The organism is Cryobacterium sp. TMT3-29-2 (assembly GCF_004564305.1).
In the GTDB taxonomy this organism is placed as follows: Bacteria; Actinomycetota; Actinomycetes; order Actinomycetales; family Microbacteriaceae; genus Cryobacterium; species Cryobacterium sinapicolor.
Genome location: NZ_SOGK01000095.1, coordinates 72132 through 94229, shown reverse-complemented (window position 1 = coordinate 94229; position 22098 = coordinate 72132). Strand labels below are relative to the sequence as shown.

Below are 22098 nucleotides of genomic sequence, written 5' to 3'. Positions count from 1 at the left end.
GTCGAGAACGCGAAAGGCCGGTCTCGCCACGGACGTTCGTCGTGGGGAGACCGGCCGGTCGAGTCCGTGCGGCTACAGGGTGCCGCGCAGCATGGCCTGCTTGACCTCGGAGATGGCCTGCGTGACCTGGATTCCGCGCGGGCACGCCTCGGTGCAGTTGAAGGTTGTGCGGCAGCGCCACACGCCCTCCTTGTCGTTCAGGATGTCGAGGCGCACGGCGGCGTTATCGTCGCGCGAGTCGAAGATGAAGCGGTGGGCGTTGACGATCGCGGCCGGACCGAAGTACTGTCCGTCGGTCCAGAACACCGGGCAGCTCGAGGTGCACGCGGCGCAGAGGATGCACTTGGTCGTGTCATCGAAGCGTTCGCGCTGGGCGACGGTCTGGATCCGCTCCTTGCCGTCGGCGGGGGCGCTGTTCGCCACCAGGAACGGCTGCACGGCACGGAACGATTCGAAGAACGGCTCCATGTCCACGATCAGGTCCTTCTCCAGCGGCAGGCCCTTGATCGCCTCCACGTACACCGGCTTGGTGATGTCGAGGTCCTTGATCAGGGTCTTGCAGGCCAGGCGGTTGCGGCCGTTGATGCGCATGGCATCCGAGCCGCAGATGCCGTGCGCGCAGGAGCGTCGGAAGCTGAGACTGCCGTCCTGCTCCCACTTGATCTTGTGCAGGGCGTCGAGCACGCGGTCCGTCGGGTACATCTGCACGTCGAAGTCGTCCCAGTGCGGTTCGTCGTCGACCTCCGGGTTGTACCGGCGGATGATCAGGGTGACGGTGAAGGACTGGATTTCCTCCGGCACGACGGGGGCGCCCGCGGTCGTCGGTGCGGTTTCGGTGGCGGTAGCGGTACTCAACTCAGTACTTCCTTTCCATCGGCTGGTAGCGCGTGATGGTGACCGGCTTCCAGTCGAGCGCAATGTGGTCGGCGGCGTCGGCGGAGAGCGGGTCTCCGGTCAGGTAGGCCATGGTGTGCACGAGGTAGTTTGCGTCGTCGCGCAGGGGAAAGTCGTCGCGCATGTGCCCGCCGCGGCTCTCCTTGCGATTGCGCGCAGAGAACACGACGACCTCGGCCAAGTCGAGCAGGAAGCCGAGTTCGACGGCCTCGAGCAGGTCGGTGTTGAACCGGCGACCCTTGTCCTGCACGCCGATGTTCTTGTACCGCTCGCGCAGGCCGTGGATCACGTTGGTGACGTCGGAGAGCGACTCGTCGGTGCGGAACACCTGCGCCTTGGCGTCCATTGTCTCCTGCAGCTCCTTGCGGAGCACGGCGATGCGCTCGGTGCCGGTCGAGGTGCGGATGCCTTCCAGCAGTTCCCGCACACCCTGGGCCGGGTCGGCCGGCAGCGGCGTGAACTCGGCCGTCTTGACGTAGGCGACGGCGTTGTTTCCGGCGCGCTTGCCGAAGACGTTGATGTCGAGCAGCGAGTTGGTGCCGAGGCGGTTGGAGCCGTGCACGGACACGCAGGCGCACTCGCCGGCCGCGTACAGGCCGGGCACGACGGTCGTGTTGTTGCGCAGCACCTCCGCGTTCACGTTGGTCGGGATCCCGCCCATCGCGTAGTGGGCGGTGGGCATGACCGGCACCGGCTCGGTGACCGGGTCGACGCCCAGGTAGGTGCGGGCGAACTCGGTGATGTCGGGCAGCTTGGTCTCGAGCACCTCGGCGCCCAGGTGGGTGCAGTCGAGGTAGAGGTAGTCCTTGTTCGGACCGGCGCCGCGGCCTTCCGCGACCTCCTTGACCATGCAGCGGGCGATGATGTCACGCGGCGCGAGGTCCTTGATGGTGGGCGCGTAGCGCTCCATGAACCGTTCGCCGGCGGCGTTGCGGAGGATGGCTCCCTCGCCGCGCGCGCCCTCGGTGAGCAGGATGCCCAGGCCCGCCAGGCCGGTCGGGTGGAACTGGAAGAATTCCATGTCCTCGAGCGGCAGGCCCTTGCGCCACACGATGCCCACGCCGTCGCCGGTGAGGGTGTGCGCGTTGGAGGTGGTCTTGTAGATCTTGCCGAACCCACCGGTGGCGAAGATGAACGCCTTCGCCTGGAAGACGTGCAGTTCGCCGGTGGAGAGGTCGTAGGCGACGACGGCCGACGGCTGGTCGACCCCGTCGACCGGTGTCATGACCAGGTCGAGAACGTAGAACTCGTTGAAGAAGTTGATGCCGCGCTTGACGCAGTTCTGATACAGCGTCTGCAGGATCATGTGGCCGGTGCGGTCGGCGGCGTAGCACGCCCGGCGGACGGGCGCCTTGCCGTGATCGCTGGTGTGGCCGCCGAATCGGCGCTGGTCGATCTTGCCCTCCGGCGTGCGGTTGAAGGGCAGGCCCATGTTCTCGAGGTCGATGACCGCGTCGATTGCTTCCTTGGCGAGGATCTCGGCTGCGTCCTGGTCCACCAGGTAGTCGCCACCCTTCACCGTGTCGAAGGTGTGCCATTCCCAGTTGTCCTCTTCGACGTTGGCGAGGGCCGCGGCCATCCCGCCCTGCGCCGCACCCGTGTGCGAACGCGTCGGGTACAGCTTGGAGATCACTGCGGTGCTGGCGCCGGAGCCGGCTTCGATGGCGGCACGCATGCCGGCGCCACCGGCTCCCACGATGACGATGTCGAACTTGTGATAGTGCACACCGGCGATGACGGTGGACTCAGAGGGCGCGGTTACAGCATCCGTAGTCATGTGTGTGTTAGCAGCTCCTAGCTGGCCGGGCAGAACGAGGGGAGAAGGTCGGCGGGCGAGCCGGCCGGGCAGGGATCGAACGTGAAGACCACGAGGGTGCCGAGCACGATCAGGATCACGACGGCCGCCAGGATGGCGGACTTCAGGATGCCTCGGGTCAGGCGCTGCGTGGCGTAGTCGTTGACCAGCGTGCGCATGCCGTTGCCGCCGTGGATCAGGGCGAGCCAGAGCATGAGCACGTCCCAGACCATCCAGAACGGGGTGGTCAGCTTGCCGGCGACGAAGGCGAAGTTGAGGGCGCTGACGCCCTCGCCGACCATCAGGTTGACGAAGAGGTGGCCGAAGATGAGCACGACCAGAACGACGCCGGAGACGCGCATGTAGATCCAGCCCCACTTCTCCCAGTTCACGCCGCGGGATCGCGGCGCGCGGGAATAGGGGCTGCGGGGAGCTTCGATTGTGGATGTCATGGCTCTCCCCGCTTAGTGGCTGAACACGTTGATCAGGTGGCGCGGCACGAAGGCGAGCATCGTTACCACCCACAGGGCGATCACAACGTAGAACATGGCCTTCTGGTACTTGGCATTCCAGAAGTCGATCAGGATGATCCGCAGCCCGTTGAAAGCGTGGAAGACGATGGCCCCGACCAGCGCGGTTTCACCGAGGCCCATGATCGGCGTCTGGTAGCTGCTGATGACCGCGTTGTAGGCCTCGGGGCTGACGCGCACCAGCGCGGTGTCCAAGATGTGAACCAGCAAGAAGAAGAAGATCGCAACACCCGTAATGCGGTGGAGAACCCACGACCACATGCCCTCGCGGCCCCGATACAGGGTTCCGGCGGGGCGACGTGATGTCGTCTTCTGCTGGGATGTCAGTGTCGCTGCCTGCTCTGGCATGACCAACCCTCCCTGGCTGAGTAGCGGCCTCGACGAATCAGGCCGACAATGCGCAATACGCACGTGAAACAATTATAAGTGTCTCTGTGCCGAGATAAAACGCGAATGCCCGGCTATCGCTGCATTGACAGCGGAACCGCAACCATGGCGCGTACGGCGGCGCGTTCGTCGATGACGTGCTCGTAGTGCTCCAGCAGCGTGCCGCAGACATTTTCCCAGGATCGGCCGAGCACGCTGCGGCGCCCGGCCTCACCCATGCGTCGCCGGAGCGCGGGGTCCAGCACCAGCAGGGCGACGAAGCGGCGCAGATCCCGTTCGTCGTCCGGGTGGAAGAGGAAGCCGTTCTCACCATGGCTGACCAGGTCGATCGGGCCGCCGGCGCGCGGAGCGACCACCGGAAGACCGGCGGCGTGCGCCTCCTGCAGGGTCTGGCCGAAGGTCTCCTCGGTGCCCGCGTGCAGGAATAGGTCGAAGCTCGCATAGGCCCGGGCCAGGTCCGCTCCGTCCAGACGGCCGAGCCAAGTCACCGGCATCCCGGCGAGTTCCCGCTCGAGCGCCGGCCGCGAGGGGCCGTCGCCGACGAGGGCGAGACGGATGCCCGGCATCCCCCGCAGCGCCCGGAACCTCTCCACCTGCTTTTCCGGTGCCAGGCGGCCGACGTAACCCACGACGACCTCCCCGTTCGGGGCCAGCCGGCGCCGGAGGGCGGCCACCTCCGGATCGGATCTCCGATTGGGGTGGTAGCCGACCAGGTCGACGCCGCGGTTCCAGTGCGCAAGCCGGCGCAGGCCGATGCGGCGCAGATCGCTCATCGACGCGGAGGAGGGAGCCAGGGTGAGGTCGGCTCCCTCGTGCACCCACTTGACGAAGCGCCAGGCCGACTGCGCGGCCGGGCCGAGCCGGTTGCGGCGGGCGTAGCCGGCGACATCCGTCTGGAAGATGGCGACGCTGGGCACGTCCTGCCGGTTCGCGGCCGCGATGCCCTGGGCGCCGAGCAGGAACGGCGAGGCGGCGTGCAGCACGTCGGGGGCGAAATCGGCCAGCAGCCGGTGCACCTGCGGACTGGGCATCCCGACCGGGAACTGCCGGTAGCGTGCCGCGGGCATGCCGTGCACGGGGAACCCGGCGTACTCGTCGGGAGCGCCGGCCGGGGCGATGACCATCGCGTCGTGGCCCGTGCGGGCGAGGTGCTCGAGCACCCTGCACACGCTCGTGGTGACTCCGCTGATCGTGGGCAGGAAACTTTCGGTGATGAGTGCAACCCTCATGGTGCGAGCGTAGGCAGGCCCCCCGGCGGGCAGGTGAACGCACCGTGAACGGCGCGGACCGGGCGGTAGTCTGGCCGAATGCCTCAGTCCACGGAACCTCTTGACCGTTTCTACAGCGTGATCCCGGCCGGTGGCATCGGATCCCGGCTGTGGCCTCTCTCACGTGCCGACGCCCCCAAATTCCTGCACGACCTGACCGGGTCCGGCCAGACCCTGCTGCGGGCCACCTGGGACCGGCTCGCGCCGCTGTCGGGCGAGCAGCGCATCATGGTCGTCACCGGTCGCGCGCACCGGGCCGCCGTCGAGGAGCAGCTGCCCGAGCTGGCCGACCGGAACGTGGTGCTCGAAAGTGAGCCGCGCGAATCCACCGCCGCGATCGGCCTGGCCGCGGCCATCCTGGAGAAACGCGAACCGGGCGTCATCATCGGCTCCTTCGCCGCCGACCACGTGATCAAGGGGCCCCACCTGTTCCGTCAGGCGGTCGCCGACGCCGTGCGCGCCGCCGACGCCGGCTACATCGTCACCATCGGAATCCAGCCCACGGAGCCGGCCGTCGGCTTCGGCTACATCAAGACCGCCGGCCCCCTGGACATCGCCGGAGCAGCCAGCGCCCTCTCGGTGGATTCCTTCGTGGAGAAGCCCGACCTGGCCACGGCTCAGGACTACCTGGCGAACGGCACCTATTTCTGGAACGCCGGCATGTTCATCGCCCGCGCCGACCGCCTGCTCGAAGAGATCGGGGCGTCTGAGCCCGAACTGCTCGCCGGGTTGCTGGAACTCGCCGACGCCTGGGACACCCCGCGGCGCGGCGCCGTGGTCGACCGTGTCTGGCCGCGTCTGAAGAAGATCGCGATCGACTACTCGGTCGCCGAACCGGTTGCCGCCCGCGGCAAGCTGGCCGTGATTCCCGGACAGTTCGACTGGGACGACGTCGGCGACTTCGCGTCGATCGCGAAAATCCTCGCCAACGGCCGCAAGCGGGACCTCGCCATCCTCGGCGAGGGTGCCCGGGTGCTCGCCGACTCCTCGAGCGGGATCGTGGTCAGTCACACCGGGCGGATGATCGCCCTCATCGGCGTCGAGGACATCGTGGTGGTCGACACCCCGGACGCCCTCCTGATCACCACCAGCGCCAACGCGCAGAAGGTGAAGGCCGTCGTCGACGCGCTGAAGCTGTCCGGGAGTAGCGACGTCCTCTAACCGGCATCGAACCCCCCGATCGAGGGCACTTTTGCACTGGATGGGGCCGCGGTGGCGGGCAGGGCTGCCGCGGGCCAATATCGCGTCTTGATAACCTTTCGCGCGCGGGCCGGGTTTGCTCCTTTGAGCAGTGGATCTTTCGGTAGCGTGTAGTCCAATACAGCCCCCTGCGAACCCGCGCCGGGCGACCATTGGAGGTCATTTTGACAATCATGAAACGACGGGTCGCATTCAGCGGCCTCGCCACGCTGGGCGTCGTGGCCCTTCTCGCAGCTTGCGCGCCGGCGCCGACCGATGAGGGAACCACCGGCGGTGCCGAGTCGGACTACCTGCCCTGCATCGTCTCCGACTTCGGCGGATTCGACGACAAGTCGTTCAATCAGTCCAGCTTCGAGGGCATCACGAAGGCGTCCGACGACCTGGGAATCGAATTCCAGCAGGCCGAGTCCAAGTCGGAGGACCAGTACGGCCCGAACGTCTCCAGCATGGTCGACCAGGGCTGCGACTTCGTCCTCACGGTCGGTTTCGCCCTGGCCAATGCCACCCGCGACGCCGCCCAGGCCGCGCCGGACACCAACTTCGCGTTGATCGACTCCGCGCTCTCCAACGATGACTTCAGCCCGCTCGAGCTCGAGAACGTGAAGCCGGTCCTGTATGACACCGCGCAGGCCGCCTTCCTGGCCGGCTACCTGGCCGCAGGCACCTCCAAGACCGGTGTCGTCGGAACCTTCGGCGGACTCCAGTTCCCGTCGGTCACCATCTTCATGGACGGCTTCGTCGACGGCGTCGCGTACCACAACGAGAAGAAGGGCACCGATGTCAAGGTCCTCGGCTGGGACAAGGCCGCTCAGACCGGTCTCTTCGCCGGTGGTTTCGACGACATCAACCAGGGCAAGGCCCTGAGCACCGGGCTGATCGACGGCGGCGCAGACATCATCCTCCCGGTTGCCGGACCGCTCTTCCAGGGCACCGCGCAGGCCATCCAGGACTCCGGCAAGGACGTCGCCATCATCGGTGTCGACAGCGACCTGTTCGAGACCACGCCCGAATTCGCTCCGCTGTACCTCACCTCGGTGCTGAAGAAGATGACGGATGCCACCGAGCAGATCATCCTCGATGACGCCGAAGGCGACTTCTCGGCCACCCCGTACGTGGGCACGCTCGAGAATGAGGGCGTCGACATCGCCCCGCTCCACGACTGGGAATCCAAGGTCGACCCCGCGGTCATGACCGAGATCGAGGCCATCAAGGCCGACATCATCAGCGGCGCCCTCACGGTTGAGTCGCCCGCGACCCCGAAGTAGCACCGAAGCACCACAGCAGCACAAGAAACGCAGTCGGGGAGGCACGCATCGAGCGGGCCTCCCCTCCCGCCTTAAAGGGTGCACTCCGTGAGGCCGAGTTCAGGCACACGCGAGCGAACTCTGTCCTCCCGCCAACATATGAGCAAGAGCGTCAACTTTCGCTCGCCACTGAATAGAATCGTCCACATGAAGCTCGAACTTCGAGGCATTACGAAGAGATTCGGTGCCCTGGTCGCTAACGACCACATTGACCTCACCGTCGAGGCCGGAGAAATCCACGCACTTCTCGGTGAGAACGGCGCGGGGAAATCCACCCTGATGAACGTGCTCTACGGCCTGTACCGGGCCGAGGAGGGCGAGATCCTGCTCGACGGTGTCCCGCAGCACTTCAGCGGACCCGGCGACGCCATGGCCGCGGGAATCGGCATGGTGCACCAGCACTTCATGCTGATCCCCGTGTTCACCGTGGCCGAGAACGTCATGCTCGGGCATGAGGAGACCAAGACCGGCGGTCGCCTCGACCTGCCCGCTGCTCGCCAGCACGTCCGCGAGATCTCCCAGCGCTTCGGTTTCGACGTCGACCCGGACGCCCTCGTCGAGGACCTCCCCGTGGGCGTGCAGCAGCGGGTCGAGATCATCAAGGCGCTCTCCCGAGACGCGAAGGTACTCGTCTTCGACGAGCCGACCGCCGTGCTCACCCCGCAGGAGACCGACGAGTTGATGGTCATCATGCGCCAGCTCAAGGCCAGCGGAACCTCGATCGTCTTCATCACGCACAAGCTGCGCGAGGTGCGCGAGGTCGCCGACCGGATCACCGTCATCCGTCTGGGCAAGGTCGTCGGCGAGGCCTCCCCGACCGCGACCAACGTCGAACTGGCCACCCAGATGGTCGGCCGTGCCGTCGACCTCACCGTGGACAAGTCTCCGGCCCGGCCCGGTGCGGCGGTTCTCTCAGTGAAGAACCTCACCGTGCTCGACCCGCACGGGCAGATCCTCGTCAACAACGTCAGCTTCGACGTGCACAGCGGCGAGATCCTCGCCATCGCGGGGGTGCAGGGAAACGGCCAGACCGACCTCACCGAGGCGCTGATGGGCCTGCAGCCGCGGGTCTCCGGTGAGATCACCCTCGACGGCACGTCGCTGCGCGGGCACTCGGTGCGCCAGGTGCTCGAAGCCGGTGTCGGTTTCGTTCCGGAGGACCGCAACGAAGACGGCCTGGTCGGCGAATTCAGCATCGCCGAGAACCTCATGCTCGACCGCTCGAATTCGAAACCCTTCGTGAAGCGCTGGAACGTGCAGCGAGCCGTCCTCGCCGCGTTCGCCGAGAAGAAGGTCACGGAGTTCGACGTGCGCGCCCAGGGCATCGAGACCCCGGTCGGCAAGCTCTCCGGCGGCAACCAGCAGAAGGTCGTGCTCGCCCGCGAGCTCGGCCGTGACCTGCGCCTCTTCATCGCGGCCCAGCCCACCCGCGGACTCGACGTCGGTTCGGTGGAGTTCGTGCACGAGCGCATCGTGGCGACCCGGGATGCCGGCACGCCCGTGATCGTCATCTCGACCGAGCTCGACGAGGTGGCGGCCCTGGCCGACCGGATCATGGTCATGTACCGCGGGCGCATCGTCGGCATCGTTCCCGGCGACACGCCGCGCGCCGTTCTTGGTTTGATGATGGCCGGCGAAACGCCCGCCGGAGAAGGAGCTGCCGCGTGAGCGCGACACAGGGTCCCATAACCGAGTCAGGGACGCCGGCGACGCCGGACCCCGAACAGCCGTCCCGCTGGAACCAGGCGTTCCGCGAGATCACCACCGGCAACGCCATCATCTCCGTGCTCGCCGTCGTGCTCGCACTCTTCGTCGGCGGCATCATGATCGCCTTCACCAACGACGGTGTGCAGGAAGCCGCCGGTTACTTCTTCTCCCGGCCGGGCGACCTGCTGCGGGAAGTCTGGAACTCCGTGGCCGGTGCGTATTCGGCCCTGTTCCAGGGGTCGGTCTACAACTTCCGCCGGCCGAGTTTCGCGGCCGGCATCAAGCCGCTCACCGAAACGCTCACCTTCGCCACCCCGCTGATCATGGCCGGGCTCGGCGTGGCCCTGGGCTTCCGGGTGGGCATGTTCAACATCGGTGGTCGCGGCCAGATGCTGATCGCCGCAGCCCTCGGCGGCTGGGTCGGCTTCGCGGTCGACCTGCCCTACGGCCTGCACATGGTCGCCGCCCTCGTGGCCGGCGTCCTCGGCGGTGCCCTCTGGGGCGGGATCGTGGGTCTGCTCAAGGCCCGCACCGGTGCCCACGAGGTGATCACGACGATCATGCTCAACTACGTCGCCTTCTACCTGGTCAGCTACCTGCTGCGCGAGGGCTTCCTGAAGACGCCCGGGTCGAACAACCCGAAGAGTCCGGCGACCAAGGCCACCGCGGTCTTCCCCGATCTGTTGGGCTCGACCTACTCCCTGCACTTCGGGTTCATCCTGGCCATCGCCGCCACGATCTTCACCTGGTGGCTGCTGTCCCGGTCGAACCTGGGCTTCCAGTTCCGGGCCGTGGGGCTGAACCCCCACGCGGCGCGCGTCGCCGGCATCAGCGTGAAACGAATCTACGTCTACGCGATGCTGTTCTCGGGCGGGCTGATCGGCCTGGCCGGCATCAACCAGGTGCTCGGCACCACCACGAGTGGGTTTGGTGCCGGGCTCGACTCGGGCATCGGCTTCGACGCGATCACGGTCGCCCTGCTGGGCCGGTCCAAACCGTGGGGCGTGTTCGCCGCGGGCATCCTGTTCGGAGCGTTCAAGGCCGGCGGCTTCTCGATGCAGGCGGCCGAGGGTGTGCCGATCGACATCGTGCTCGTCGTGCAGTCGCTGATCGTGCTCTTCATTGCGGCTCCGCCTCTCGTGAGGGCCATCTTCCGCCTGCCGGCCCCGGGTTCCGCGCCCCGCCGTGCACTGCCCAACGTTTCCCAGGAGGTGGCTGCAAAGTGAGCACAGTAGCTCCGGCCGTCCAGCCCGTATTGCCCGCCGCAGACGATCGCCCCGAGTTCGAGAACGTGAAGAGCTGGAAGGCTCCGATCGCCCTCGGAGTCTTCACGGTTTTCGCCTTCGTGCTCCTGGTGGTCTTCGGCCGCGAGGGTGTCAGCACCATGCGGCTCTCCACCACGAGCGACCTGATCCAGCTTCCCGATCTCGAGCTGCCCACCCGGATGACCGGCATCGTCATCAGCGTGCTGCTGCTCCTGATCGCGGGCGTGAGCGTGTGGCTGGTGCAGTCCCGGCGCAAGGTGCCGATCTGGCTGATCGCCGTTTTCGCGGTGCTCTTCCTGATCGGATTCCTGGTCTGGGCCGCCGCCGGCGAGTCCATCCCGGTGCCCGGACTGCTCTTCGGTTCGCTCAGCCTGGCCGTACCGCTGATCTTCGGCGCACTCGGCGGTGTCATCTCCGAGCGGGTCGGCGTCGTCAACATCGCGATCGAGGGCCAGCTGCTCGCCGGGGCGTTCACCTCGGCCATGGTGGCGTCCCTGACCAACCAGCCCATCCTCGGCCTCGTCGCGGCCATGTTCGCCGGTGTGCTCGTCTCGATGGTGCTCGCCTCGTTCTCGATCAAGTACTTCGTCGACCAGGTCATCGTCGGTGTCGTGCTCAACGTGCTCGTGATCGGCGTCACCGGCTTCCTCTACTCCCAGGTGATGGCGCCCAATGCGGCGCTGCTCAACCAGCCGCCGCGGTTCGAGCGCATCAACATCCCCCTGCTCAGCGAGATCCCGATCATCGGCCCGGTCTTCTTCCGGCAGACGCTGATCGTCTACATCATGTACGTGGCCGTCGCCCTGGTGTACTACGGCATCTTCCATACCCGGTGGGGCCTGCGCCTGCGCAGCGTGGGCGAGCACCCTCAGGCGGCCGACACGGTGGGGATCAACGTCGCCCGCACCCGGTTCTGGAACGTGTCGCTCGCCGGCGCGATCGTCGGACTCGGCGGCGCCTATTTCACCCTCGGTTCGGTCGGCGCTTTCGGCAAGGAGATGACCGCCGGAGCCGGCTTCATCGCCCTCGCCGCCGTGATCTTCGGCCGCTGGGACCCGATCCGGGCCACCCTCGCAGCCCTCCTGTTCGGGTTTGCAAGCAACCTGCAGAACGTGCTCAGCATCATCGGCTCGCCAGTGCCGAGCGAGTTCATGCTCATGCTGCCGTATCTGGTCACCATCTTCGCCGTAGCCGGGTTCGTCGGAATGTCCCGGGGCCCGGCGGCATCCGGCAAGCCGTACATCAAATCGTGACCGGGACCACGCCGGGCGCCCTCTCGAAGGCCGCCGAAATCGACTGGGTCGCTCTGCGGGAAGCCGCCACGACGGCGATGGGCAAGGCCTACGTGCCGTACTCGAAATTCCCGGTCGGTGCCGCGGCCCTGGTCAGCGACGGGCGGGTGATCAGCGGATGCAACGTGGAGAACGCCTCCTACGGGCTCACCCTCTGCGCCGAGTGCGCCCTCGTCTCCATGCTGCACCTGACCGGCGGTGGCCACCTCGTCGCGTTCACCTGCGTCGACGGCAACGGACGCACGCTGATGCCCTGCGGCCGCTGCCGCCAGTTGTTGTACGAACACTCCGCGCCCGGCATGCTGCTGCAGACCGTGTCGGGTGTGCGCACCATCGATGAAGTGCTGCCGGACGCCTTCGGGCCGAGGCAGCTCGCCGAATACCAGGAAGAGTAGTTGTGAGCTTGAACCAGAATCGTATCGAGGCCTTCGACGCCGTGGACCTGATCCACGCCAAGCGTGATCGGGGTGAGCTCAGCACGCCGCAGATCGACTGGCTGATCGACGCGTACACGCGCGGCTACGTCGGCGACGAGCAGATGGCCGCCATGACCATGGCGATCTTCCTGAACGGCATGAATCGCCGGGAGATCAAGGATCTCACCATGGCGATGCTCAACAGTGGCGAGCGGATGAGTTTCGCCGGCCTCGGCAAACCGACCACCGACAAGCACTCCACCGGCGGCGTCGGCGACAAGATCACCCTGCCGCTGATGCCCCTTGTGGCCGTCTTCGGCGCGGCCGTGCCGCAGTTGTCCGGCCGCGGCCTCGGTCACACCGGCGGAACCCTCGACAAGCTCGAATCGATCCCCGGCTGGCGCGCACACCTGACCAACGAGGAGATGTTCGCGCAGTTGCAGGAATTCGGCGGCGTGATCTGCGCCGCCGGCGGCGGGCTCGCCCCGGCCGACGGCAAACTCTATGCGCTCCGCGACATCACCGGCACCGTCGAGGCGATCCCGCTGATCGCGTCGTCGATCATGTCGAAGAAGATCGCCGAGGGCACCGGCGCCCTCGTCCTCGACGTGAAGTTCGGGTCGGGCGCATTCCTGAAAGACATCGAACGCTCCCGCGAACTCGCCCGCACCATGGTGGCGCTGGGAGAGGACGCGGGCGTGGCGACATCCGCTCTGCTCACCAACATGAACGTGCCGCTCGGGCTTGCCATCGGAAACGCCAACGAGGTGCGTGAATCGGTCGAGGTCCTCGCCGGCGGCGGGCCGGCGGATGTCGTCGAGCTCACCGTGGCCCTGGCCCGGGAGATGCTCGCCCTGGTCGGCATCACCGACGTCGACGTAGAATCCGCCCTCACCGACGGGCGCGCCATGGACAAGTGGCGCGACGTGATCCGTGCGCAGGGCGGCGACCCCGACGCCCCGCTGCCCATGGCCCGCGAAACCCACGTCGTCACCGCCGAGCGCGACGGGGTGCTCGTGGAGCAGCAAGCACTGCCGTTCGGCATCGGCGCCTGGCGCCTCGGCGCGGGCCGGGCCCGCAAGCAGGATCCCGTGCAGCACGCCGCCGGAATCGACCTGCACGCCAAGCCCGGCGACACCGTGCGAGCCGGCCAGCCTCTGTTCACCCTCAGCGCCGACGAGCCCGAGCGCTTCGCGCGGGCCCTGGAAGCCGTGGACGGCGCCTACCGCATCGGCGACCCCGGGGAACCCGTGCTCGACGGCGGCCCGCTGATCGCCGAGCGCATCGGGCGCTAAGCCGCCGGTACGGCCCCGTTCCGCGCGTCCTCGGGCCGTGCGCTCTGGGGCCGTGCGCCCTCGGGCCGTGCGCCGCGGGCCCGCTCATCTGAGCGGATGTGCGGGCCTGGTCGGCCCAGCAGCGTGACTCTCAGCACCCAGCCGGTAGATTGGAGGGGTGAACAAGAGCCCTGAGGATTATCTGCTGCCCGGAGCCGGCACCAGCATCAACGCGCTGCCGAAGATCTCGCTACACGACCACCTCGACGGCGGGCTGCGCACCCAGACCATTATCGAGCTGGCCGAGGCGGTCGGGGCGTCCCTGCCGGCGACAGATGCGGCGGCGCTGGGCTCGTGGTTCAGCACCCAGGCCGACTCGGGCAACCTGGTCGACTACCTGAAGACCTTCGACGTGACCGTCGGCGTCATGCAGACCCGCGAGGGACTAGTGCGCGTGGCCCGCGAATTCGTGGAAGACCTCGCCGCCGACGGCGTGATCTACGGGGAGGTCCGCTGGGCGCCCGAACAGCACCTGACCCGTGGACTTACCCTCGACCAGGCGGTGGAGGCGGTGCGGGAAGGCATCGAGGCCGGCATGGCGCTGGTCGCCGACGCCGGTTCCCGGATCCGAATCGGCCAGTTGATCACCGCCATGCGGCACGCGGATCGGAGCCTGGAGATCGCTGAGCTCGCCGTGCGGCACCGCTCCAACGGGGTCGTCGGTTTCGACATCGCCGGCGCCGAACTGGGGTTCCCGGCCCACAATCACCGGGACGCGTTCGACTTCCTGGCCCAGGCCTTCCTGCCCGTCACCGTGCACGCAGGCGAGGCCGACGGGCTGGAGAGCATCCGCGGGGCGCTCTACGACGGCCGGGCGCTGCGCCTGGGCCACGGCGTGCGCGTGGCCGAGGACATCGTGATCGGCCGCGAAGACGCGGAGAACACCTATGTCACGCTCGGCCCGGTGGCGCAGTGGGTGCGCGACCGCGAGATCGCCCTTGAGCTGAGCCCGTCGTCGAACCTGCAGACCGGCGCGATCGCCACCTGGGGCGAGGACCTGCTGGACCACCCCTTCGACCTGCTCTACCAGCTGGGCTTTCGGGTCACGGTCAACACCGACAACCGGCTGATGAGCAACACGACCCTGACCAAGGAGCTCGCACTGCTCAGCGATGCGTTCGGCTACGACATCGACGACCTCGAGGTATTTCAGCTCAACGCTGCGCAGGCCGCGTTCCTGCCGCTCGAGGAACGCGAAGAGCTGGCCGACACCATCGTCGCCGGTTTCGAAAGCGCCTGATCTCCTCTCGAAAGCCGACCACCTATACCCCGTGAAAGTTCCCATGCCCCTTCCGCCCCTGCCCCTCGAAGCCATCGCGATCGGCGTCCACGTCGACGACTGGCGCGGCGCGGTGGCCGCCGCCGGTGACGCCCTCGAGCGTTCCGGTGCCACGACCCCCGAATACACGAAACGCATGATCGCCGTCATCGAGGAATTCGGCGCCTACGTGGTGATCGCCCCCGGGCTGGCCCTCGCCCATGCCCGGCCCGGCCCCGATGTGCACTCCGAGGGCCTCAGTATCGTGACCCTGGCCGAACCGGTCGCGTTCGGACATCCGCACAACGATCCGGTCAGCGTGGTGCTCGGCCTCGCCGTCACCAGCTCCGACGAGCACGTGCTGCTCGTGGCCGAGCTGGCCAACGTCTTCAACGACCCGCACGTCATCCCCTCGCTCGCCGCGGCGACGGAGGCCGACGCCATCCGTGCCCTGCTCGGCGTGCCCACACCAACCGAGGAGCCCTCATGAAGATCGTCGCCCTCTGCGGGGTGGGAGTGGGAACTTCCGCCATCCTCAAAATCAACGCCGAGCGTGCGCTGGCGCGGCTCGACATCGAGGCCGATGTGACCGCCACCGACGTCGCCGGCGTGCGCACGGTCGGCGCGGATGCGCAGGTTATCCTGACCTCCTCCGAGCTGGTCGCCGCCATCGGCAAAACCAACGCCGACATCGTCGTGATCGACAACTACTTCGACGTGGACGAGCTTGCCGCCAAGCTGGAAGCAGCCCTGGGCTGACCTGCGCCCTGTCCATCGGCCTGTTGCCCGTGGGTGTCCCCGGCTGCCTACCGCCCGTTGACTTGCCGCCCGCCCGTTGACTTGCCGCCCGTTGGTGCCCGTGCCACCCGTTGACTCGCCTGCCGCCCGTTGGCCTGCCGGCCGCGCGACGGTGCCCGTGGCACCAGTTGACCCGCTCGCCCCCGTGTTGTGGCGCTGTAGCGGTGCCGGGCCCGGGACCCACACGCCAAAGTGCCCGTTCCGGTCGAGAGTGCCCGCTCTAGCGGGCACTCTCGACCGGAACGGGCACGGTGACGGCGGTGGGAACCGCCCGGGGGCTAGGCGATCAGTTCGCGCATGCCTCGGTCCAGCTCGGTGAGGGTCGCCTCGGCGGCGGCCCGGCGTTCGGCGACCGTGCCGTTGGAACTGCTGGTGTCGAGGTAAACCTTGAGCTTCGGCTCGGTGCCGCTCGGGCGCACCATGACACGCGAACCGTCGGCCAGGCGGATGCGCAGCACGTCGCTGGGCGGCAGCCCGTTGAAGCCCTCGGAGAGGTCGTCGATGTGGTCGACGGCGAGGCTGCCGACGAAGGCCGGGGGGGTCTCGCGCAGCCGCGCCATGACCCGCTCGATCTCGGTCAGGTCGGTGACGCGCACGGAGATCTGACCGGAGGCGAAATGGCCGAAGCGTTCGCTGAACCGGTCGAGGTGCTGGGCCAGGGTGATCCCTTCCGCCTTCAGGTCGCTGACCAGGGAGAGCAGCGCCACCGCGGCGGAGATACCGTCCTTGTCGCGCACGGTCTCGGGGTTCACCAGGTAGCCGAGGGCCTCCTCGAAGCCGAAGATCAGACCGGGCGCGCGCGACACCCACTTGAAGCCGGTGAGGGTGTCGGTGAACCGGAGCCCATAGGCCTTCGCCACTGCTTCCAGCGCCGGGGTGGATACGATGGAGCAGGCGAGGGTGCCGGTGGCGCCGCCGTCACCGGTGGCGCTCGCGGCCAGTTCGGCGGCCCGCCAGCCGAGGATGGCCCCGACCTCGTTGCCGCTGAGACGACGGTAGCCGCCGGGATAACCCTCGTGCGGGATGGCGATCGCGAGGCGGTCGGCATCCGGGTCGTTGGCGATGATCAGTTCGGCGCCGGCCTCCCGGGCCGTTTCATAGGAGAGGTCCATTGCGCCGGGTTCCTCGGGGTTGGGGAAGGAGACCGTGGGGAAGGCGGAGTCCGGGGCTATCTGCGCGTCGACGAGGGTGGGCAGGTCGAAGCCGGCGGCCTCGAACACCCGGCGGGTGGTATCCCAGCCGACGCCGTGCAGGGCCGTATAAACGGTGTTGACCTGGGCCCGCGGTCGGTGCGCGAGGCCCGCCGTCGCGTCGATGTAGGCCTGCACGACCGCCTCGGGGGCGGTCTCGTAGGGTGCACGGGGCAGATCGGGAACCCGTTCCTCCGCGGCGACGCGCAGGATCTCGGCTGCGATAGAGGCGTCGTCGGGCGAGACGATCTGCGAGCCCTGGTTGGCTCCGCCCAGGTAGACCTTGTAGCCGTTGTCGTTGGGCGGATTGTGCGAGGCGGTGACCATGATGCCCGCGCCGACGTCGAGGTGGCGAACCGCGAACGCGAGCACAGGGGTCGGCAGCAGACGGGGGAGCAGGATCGCGCGCACCCCGGCTCCAGCCATGATCGCGGCCGAGTCGGTAGCGAAGACCTGCGAGTTCTTGCGCCCGTCGTAGCCGATGACGACCGACGGGACCCGGCCCGGGGCTGTGGTCCTCTTCAGGAAGGCGGCCAGGCCTGCGGCGGCCTGGCAGACGAGCACGCGGTTCATCCGGTTGGAGCCGGCGGCGATGGCACCGCGCAGCCCGGCCGTGCCGAAGGCGAGGCGCTCGTCGAAGCGGTCGTGCAGTTCAGCGAGAGCCGTGGCGTCGCCGTCTCCGGCACCGCGCAGCAGCAGGCGCAACTCGGCCTGGGTCTCGGGATCGGGGTCCTGGCCGAGCCAGGCGTTGGCCACGGCGATCACGGAGATGGCGGCATCCGTGGCCGGAGCGGGATCGGTTCCGGTCTCGACATTCGTGCCGGTGTCGGTGCCGGTGTCGGCGTCGACGGTCTCGATGACCATCGTGTCGGGAAGGGCGGTGGCGTCGGAGTCGGTGACAGGGTCGGTGCCGGCATCGGTGGTGGGGTCAGTGCCGGGGTCGGTGGTGGGAGCGGCGTCTGCGTCGGCGGAGTGTCGGCCGGTCGCCTGCGGGCCGGTGTTGTCGAGGCTCACAGTGCGGCCACGATCCGGGCGAGGAGCGCGCTGATGACGGGCTCGGCGAGCGCGCCGGCCTCGAGCACCTCGGAGTGACTGAGCGGCTCCTGCTGGATACCGGCCGCGAGGTTGGTGATCAGGGACAGGCCGAGGACCTCCATGCCGGACTGGCGGGCGGCGATCGCCTCGAGGGCGGTCGACATACCCACGATGTGGCCGCCGATGACCTTGGCCATCTGCACCTCGGCGGGCGTCTCGTAGTGCGGGCCGCGGAACTGGCAGTACACGCCCTCGTCGAGCGACGGGTCGATGGTGCGGGCAAGGTCGCGCAGGCGGCGCGAGTAGAGGTCGGTGAGGTCGACGAACGTGGCGCCCTCGAGGGGCGAGTCGGCCGTGAGGTTGATGTGGTCGCTGATCAGCACCGGGGTGCCGGCTCTCCAAGTCTCTCGGATGCCGCCGGCACCGTTGGTGAGGATCATGGTCGTCGCGCCGGTGGCGGCGGCGGTGCGCACACTGTGCACGACCCGGCGGACGCCGTGGCCCTCGTAGTAATGGGTGCGGGCGCCGATGAGCAGGGCGCGCTTTCCGTTGGGCAGGAGCACCGACCGCAGCGTGCCGGCGTGGCCGGCCAGTGCCGGTGCACTGAAACCGGTGATGTACTGCGCGTCGAGGGTGTGCGTGGTCTCGCCGATGAGATCGGCGGCCTTGCCCCATCCGCTGCCCAGGGTCAGGGCGATGTCGTGGTGGGCTACGCCCGTGGCCTCGGCGATCTCAGAAGCGGCGGTCCGTGCAACTTCGAACGGATCGGTTTCTGGCGTGTCAAGCGGATTAATGTCGGTCTTCAGCATTCCCCCACTCTAATTGCCCGCCGATTTCGGAGATGGTCCGTTGCCCAATTCGACGGAGATTCTGCAAATGAGCAGCCGAAAAGGGGCCGCAACGTCAGTTTTCGGCAGAATCTCCGTCGAATTGGTTCGCGGGTGGGGGAGCGGGGCCCCGGGGTTTGGCGGCGGGCGCGCCGGGGCAGGAGAATATGTGCATGGCCTACGACTTCGAACGCAAGCAGCGCATCGCTATCCTCGGCGGGGGTCCCGGCGGGTACGAGGCCGCACTGGCCGGCGCCCAGCAGGGCGCCGAGGTCACCCTGATCGAGCGCGTCGGCGTGGGCGGTTCGGCCGTGATCACGGATGTCGTCCCATCCAAGTCCCTCATCGCGACGGCCGAGGCCACCAACTCGATCCACGATGCGACCGAGCTCGGCGTGCAGCTGTTCGTGCGCGGGGACAAGGGCAAGCCGGCCCGCCCCGAGGTGGCCATCAACCTCGCCGCGGTCAACAAGCGGCTCCTGGCCCTGGCCCGGCAGCAATCCGAAGACATGAAGGCGACCCTGATGCGCGCCGGGGTGAACCTGGTGCACGGCCACGGCCGACTGGACGGCACCCGCGGAGTGATCGTGTCCACGGCCGAGGACGGCTCCGGCATCGACTTCGACCGGATCGAGGCCGACACGATCGTCGTCTCTGTCGGGGCGACCCCGCGCATCCTGCCGACCGCCATCCCCGACGGCGAGCGCATCCTCACCTGGACGCAGCTCTACAACCTGCGGGCCGTGCCCGAGCATCTGATCGTCGTGGGCTCCGGCGTCACCGGGGCCGAATTCGCCTCCGCCTACCGCGCCCTCGGTGCCAAGGTCACCCTGATTTCCAGCCGCGACCGGGTGCTGCCCGGCGAGGACGCCGACGCCGCGAACGTGGTCGAGAACGTCTTCAAACGCAACGGCATGGTCGTGCTCAGCAAGTCCCGCGCCGAGTCCGTCGTACGCACCGAGGTCGGCGTGCTCGCCACACTGTCTGACGGCCGCACCGTCGAGGGCAGCCACTGCCTGATCGCGGTCGGATCCGTTCCGAACACGAAGGGCCTCGGCCTCGAGGAGGCCGACGTGCAACTCACCGAATCCGGTCACATCCGGGTGAACCGGGTCGCGCGCACGTCGATGCCGAACATCTACGCGGCCGGGGACTGCACGACCGAGCTGCCGCTGGCATCCGTCGCCTCGATGATGGGGCGCACCGCCGTGTTCCACGCCATGGGCGACGCGGTCAACCCGATCGAGATCCGCAACGTCGCGGCGAACATCTTCACGCAACCGGAAATCGCCACGGTCGGCTGGACCCAGAAGCAGATCGAGGACGGCCTCACCCGCGGCAGCATCTACAAGCTCCCGCTGGCCTCGAACCCGCGCGCCAAGATGATGGGCATCAAGGACGGCTTCGTCAAGCTGTTCGCCACCACCACCACCGGAACCGTGATCGGCGGCGTGATCGTGGCACCCAAGGCCAGCGAACTGATCTTCCCGCTGGCCCTGGCCGTGGAGCACCGGCTCACCGTCGACGAGGTCGCGCGCGCGTTCCCGGTCTACCCGTCGCTGACGCATTCGATCACGGATGCCGCCCGCGCCATGCACATCGTGCTCTGACCTCCCCGCCTGCCCGCCGAGTTGCGGAGAAAACACCTTCGTTTCGGCAGCGAGGGTGTCATGTCCGCAACTCGCGGGTCAGTGGGAGCGGACGGGGGAGGAGCGGCGGGCTGGGACGAGCGGGCGTCGCGCGTCAGGCTCCGACAGGGTCGCCGTCGAGGACGGCCATCAGTAGGAAGCCGGAGGCCACGGTCGCTCCGATGATCGCGCCGATGTTGCCGACGACGCCGTCCTTGTGCGCGGTCAGCGGCTGCTCCATCTTCATGGCCTCGAGCACGAGCAGCAGGTCGCCCTTGACGACAAGGTCCCCCTCTGCCACGGCCACCTTCACGATGGTCGCCTGCATCGGGGCGTGCACGGCATCACCGGTAGCGGAGCTGACGGCGTGGGAGCCGCCGCGCCGACGGGGTGCCGGGCCGGCCGTGCTCTCGGAAGCCCCGCCGGGCAGCAGGCGGACCGGCAAGCTGACCTCGATCCGCCGCCCCTCCACCTCGACGACGACGTTGTGGTGCTTCGCGGGGCCGGTCAGCTCCTCCGGTGAGCCGTTCCACGGCTCGATGTCGTTGACGAACTCGGTTTCGATCCACCGGGTGAAGATGGTGAACGGCTCGCCGTTCGCCGGGGCGAAGGCAGGGTCGCGCACGATCCGGCGGTGGAACGGGAGCACGGTGGGGAGACCCGCGACCTCGAACTCGTCCAGGGCCCGGCGGGAGCGCTCGAGCGCCTCCTCCCGGGTGGCGCCGGTGACGATGAGCTTGGCGAGCAGGGAGTCGAACGAGCCCGAGATGACGTCACCGGCCGTGACACCGCTGTCCACGCGCACACCGGGGCCGCCGGCGGGCTTGAAGACGTGCACGGGTCCCGGGGCCGGCATGAAGCCGCGGCCGGCATCCTCGCCGTTGATGCGAAACTCAAAGGAGTGCCCGATCGGCGCCGGGTCGGGGTAGTCGAGGCGGCCGCCCTCGGCCAGGCGGAACTGCTCTCGCACCAGGTCGATTCCGGTCACCTCCTCGGACACGGGATGCTCGACCTGCAGCCGGGTGTTGACCTCCAGGAATGAGACGGTGCCGTCCTGTCCGATCAGGAATTCGCAGGTGCCGGCGCCGACGTAGCCGACCTCGGCGAGGATCGCCTTGGACGCGCGGTACATCTCGTCACGCTGCGCGTGGGTGAGGAACGGCGCCGGAGCCTCCTCGACCAGCTTCTGGTGGCGGCGCTGCAGCGAGCAGTCGCGGGTGGAGACGACGACGACGGTGCCGTCCGCGTCGGCGAGGCACTGAGTCTCGACGTGGCGCGGCTTGTCCAGGTACTTCTCGACGAAGCACTCGCCGCGACCGAACGCGGCGATGGCCTCGCGGGTTGCGGAGTCGAAGAGTTCGGGCACCTCCTCGCGGGTGCGGGCGACCTTGAGGCCGCGCCCACCGCCGCCGAAGGCCGCCTTGATGGCGACCGGCAGGCCGTGGAGGTCGACGAAATCGAGCACCTCCGCGGCATCCGCCACCGGGTTGAGAGTGCCGGGCGCCATGGGCGCGTGCACCTTCTCGGCGACGTGCCGGGCGGAAACCTTGTCACCGAGCTTCTCGATGGCGTCGGGGGACGGGCCGATCCAGATCAGGCCGGCGCCGATCACGGCGCGGGCGAAGTCGGCGTTCTCGGCGAGGAACCCGTAGCCGGGGTGCACGGCATCGGCGCCGGACCGTCGGGCCACGGACAGCAGCTTCTCGATGACCAGATAGGTGTCGGCGCTCGTGGTTCCGTCGAGGCCATAGGCCTCGTCGGCCAGATGCGAATGCATCGAGTCGCGATCCTGGTCGGCGTAGACGGCAACCGAGGCTATGCCGCTGTCTTTTGCGGCTCGGATCACCCGGACGGCGATTTCGCCCCGGTTTGCGATGAGGACCTTCGTTATTGGGGGCACAGTGCCCTAGCTTATGGGGCAGAGCAGCCGGGTTTTTGGTTCTCTCCCACAAAAAGGGGTGCGGGAAAGG

General features: G+C 68.1%; 19 protein-coding genes. 11 read left to right on the top strand and 8 right to left on the bottom strand.

The features are described 5' to 3' along the window. Positions 1-72: 72 nt before the first annotated feature. The 5 genes from E3O67_RS11150 to E3O67_RS11130 form a co-directional block, all read right to left on the bottom strand. Positions 73-855: a succinate dehydrogenase iron-sulfur subunit gene (locus tag E3O67_RS11150; RefSeq protein ID WP_174776824.1), complete on the bottom strand. Its 783-nt coding sequence runs from the start codon at positions 853-855 to the stop codon at positions 73-75. Position 856: 1 nt separating this feature from the next. Then, positions 857-2671: a succinate dehydrogenase flavoprotein subunit gene (gene sdhA, locus E3O67_RS11145; protein WP_134429457.1), complete on the bottom strand. Its 1815-nt coding sequence runs from the start codon at positions 2669-2671 to the stop codon at positions 857-859. Between the two features lie 17 nt (positions 2672-2688). Next, entirely contained in the window at positions 2689-3141 is a 453-nt protein-coding gene (locus E3O67_RS11140; protein WP_134429456.1) for a succinate dehydrogenase hydrophobic membrane anchor subunit, read from the bottom strand. Between the two features lie 12 nt (positions 3142-3153). Then, the gene (gene sdhC / locus E3O67_RS11135) at positions 3154-3567 is read right to left on the bottom strand and encodes a succinate dehydrogenase, cytochrome b556 subunit (protein WP_134429454.1); all 414 of its coding nucleotides are present in this window, start codon (positions 3565-3567) and stop codon (positions 3154-3156) included. A 113-nt stretch (positions 3568-3680) separates the two neighbouring features. After that, positions 3681-4835 (bottom strand): glycosyltransferase family 1 protein, encoded by a 1155-nt coding sequence (locus tag E3O67_RS11130; protein ID WP_134429452.1) that lies wholly within the window; start codon positions 4833-4835, stop codon positions 3681-3683. A 78-nt stretch (positions 4836-4913) separates the two neighbouring features. On the opposite strand from E3O67_RS11130, the gene E3O67_RS11125 reads away from it, so the two are divergent. From E3O67_RS11125 to E3O67_RS11080, 10 genes are all read left to right on the top strand, one after another. After that, on the top strand, positions 4914-6035 hold the full coding sequence (locus tag E3O67_RS11125) for a mannose-1-phosphate guanylyltransferase (RefSeq protein WP_134429450.1): 1122 nt from the start codon (positions 4914-4916) through the stop codon (positions 6033-6035). A 212-nt stretch (positions 6036-6247) separates the two neighbouring features. Continuing rightward, on the top strand, positions 6248-7339 hold the full coding sequence (locus E3O67_RS11120; RefSeq protein WP_134429561.1) for a BMP family protein: 1092 nt from the start codon (positions 6248-6250) through the stop codon (positions 7337-7339). Positions 7340-7525: 186 nt separating this feature from the next. Further along, positions 7526-9046 carry an ABC transporter ATP-binding protein gene (locus tag E3O67_RS11115; RefSeq protein ID WP_134429449.1) on the top strand — a complete coding sequence of 507 codons (1521 nt, stop codon included), beginning with the start codon at positions 7526-7528 and terminating at the stop codon, positions 9044-9046. After that, positions 9043-10311, top strand: coding sequence for an ABC transporter permease (locus E3O67_RS11110; RefSeq protein ID WP_174776823.1), 1269 nt, complete (start codon positions 9043-9045; stop codon positions 10309-10311). Before E3O67_RS11115 ends, E3O67_RS11110 begins: the two co-directional genes overlap by 4 nt. After that, positions 10308-11603, top strand: coding sequence for an ABC transporter permease (locus E3O67_RS11105; RefSeq protein WP_370260436.1), 1296 nt, complete (start codon positions 10308-10310; stop codon positions 11601-11603). Before E3O67_RS11110 ends, E3O67_RS11105 begins: the two co-directional genes overlap by 4 nt. Then, complete coding sequence (locus E3O67_RS11100; RefSeq protein ID WP_255575855.1) at positions 11600-12037, top strand: cytidine deaminase; 438 nt, start codon at positions 11600-11602, stop codon at positions 12035-12037. The genes E3O67_RS11105 and E3O67_RS11100 overlap by 4 nt, the downstream gene beginning before the upstream one ends. Before the next feature lie 8 nt (positions 12038-12045). Next, complete coding sequence (locus E3O67_RS11095) at positions 12046-13353, top strand: thymidine phosphorylase (protein ID WP_198417168.1); 1308 nt, start codon at positions 12046-12048, stop codon at positions 13351-13353. A gap of 157 nt (positions 13354-13510) precedes the next feature. After that, positions 13511-14632: an adenosine deaminase gene (locus E3O67_RS11090; RefSeq protein ID WP_135102713.1), complete on the top strand. Its 1122-nt coding sequence runs from the start codon at positions 13511-13513 to the stop codon at positions 14630-14632. 43 nt (positions 14633-14675) lie between these two features. Then, positions 14676-15140, top strand: coding sequence for a PTS sugar transporter subunit IIA (locus E3O67_RS11085; RefSeq protein ID WP_134429443.1), 465 nt, complete (start codon positions 14676-14678; stop codon positions 15138-15140). Further along, positions 15137-15409, top strand: coding sequence for a PTS sugar transporter subunit IIB (locus E3O67_RS11080; protein ID WP_134429441.1), 273 nt, complete (start codon positions 15137-15139; stop codon positions 15407-15409). The genes E3O67_RS11085 and E3O67_RS11080 overlap by 4 nt, the downstream gene beginning before the upstream one ends. A 317-nt stretch (positions 15410-15726) precedes the next feature. On the opposite strand, the gene E3O67_RS11075 is transcribed toward E3O67_RS11080, so the two are convergent. Continuing rightward, on the bottom strand, positions 15727-17502 hold the full coding sequence (locus E3O67_RS11075; protein WP_135102726.1) for a phospho-sugar mutase: 1776 nt from the start codon (positions 17500-17502) through the stop codon (positions 15727-15729). 146 nt (positions 17503-17648) lie between these two features. Beyond that, a complete protein-coding gene (locus E3O67_RS11070) occupies positions 17649-18482 on the bottom strand; it encodes a purine-nucleoside phosphorylase (RefSeq protein WP_134429440.1) in 834 nt (277 codons plus the stop codon). A 191-nt stretch (positions 18483-18673) separates the two neighbouring features. Between E3O67_RS11070 and E3O67_RS11065 the strand changes: the two genes are divergently transcribed. After that, complete coding sequence (locus tag E3O67_RS11065; RefSeq protein ID WP_135102712.1) at positions 18674-20110, top strand: NAD(P)H-quinone dehydrogenase; 1437 nt, start codon at positions 18674-18676, stop codon at positions 20108-20110. 133 nt (positions 20111-20243) lie between these two features. On the opposite strand, the gene E3O67_RS11060 is transcribed toward E3O67_RS11065, so the two are convergent. Continuing rightward, a complete protein-coding gene (locus tag E3O67_RS11060; RefSeq protein WP_134429438.1) occupies positions 20244-22028 on the bottom strand; it encodes a biotin carboxylase N-terminal domain-containing protein in 1785 nt (594 codons plus the stop codon). Between the last annotated feature and the right edge of the window lie 70 nt (positions 22029-22098).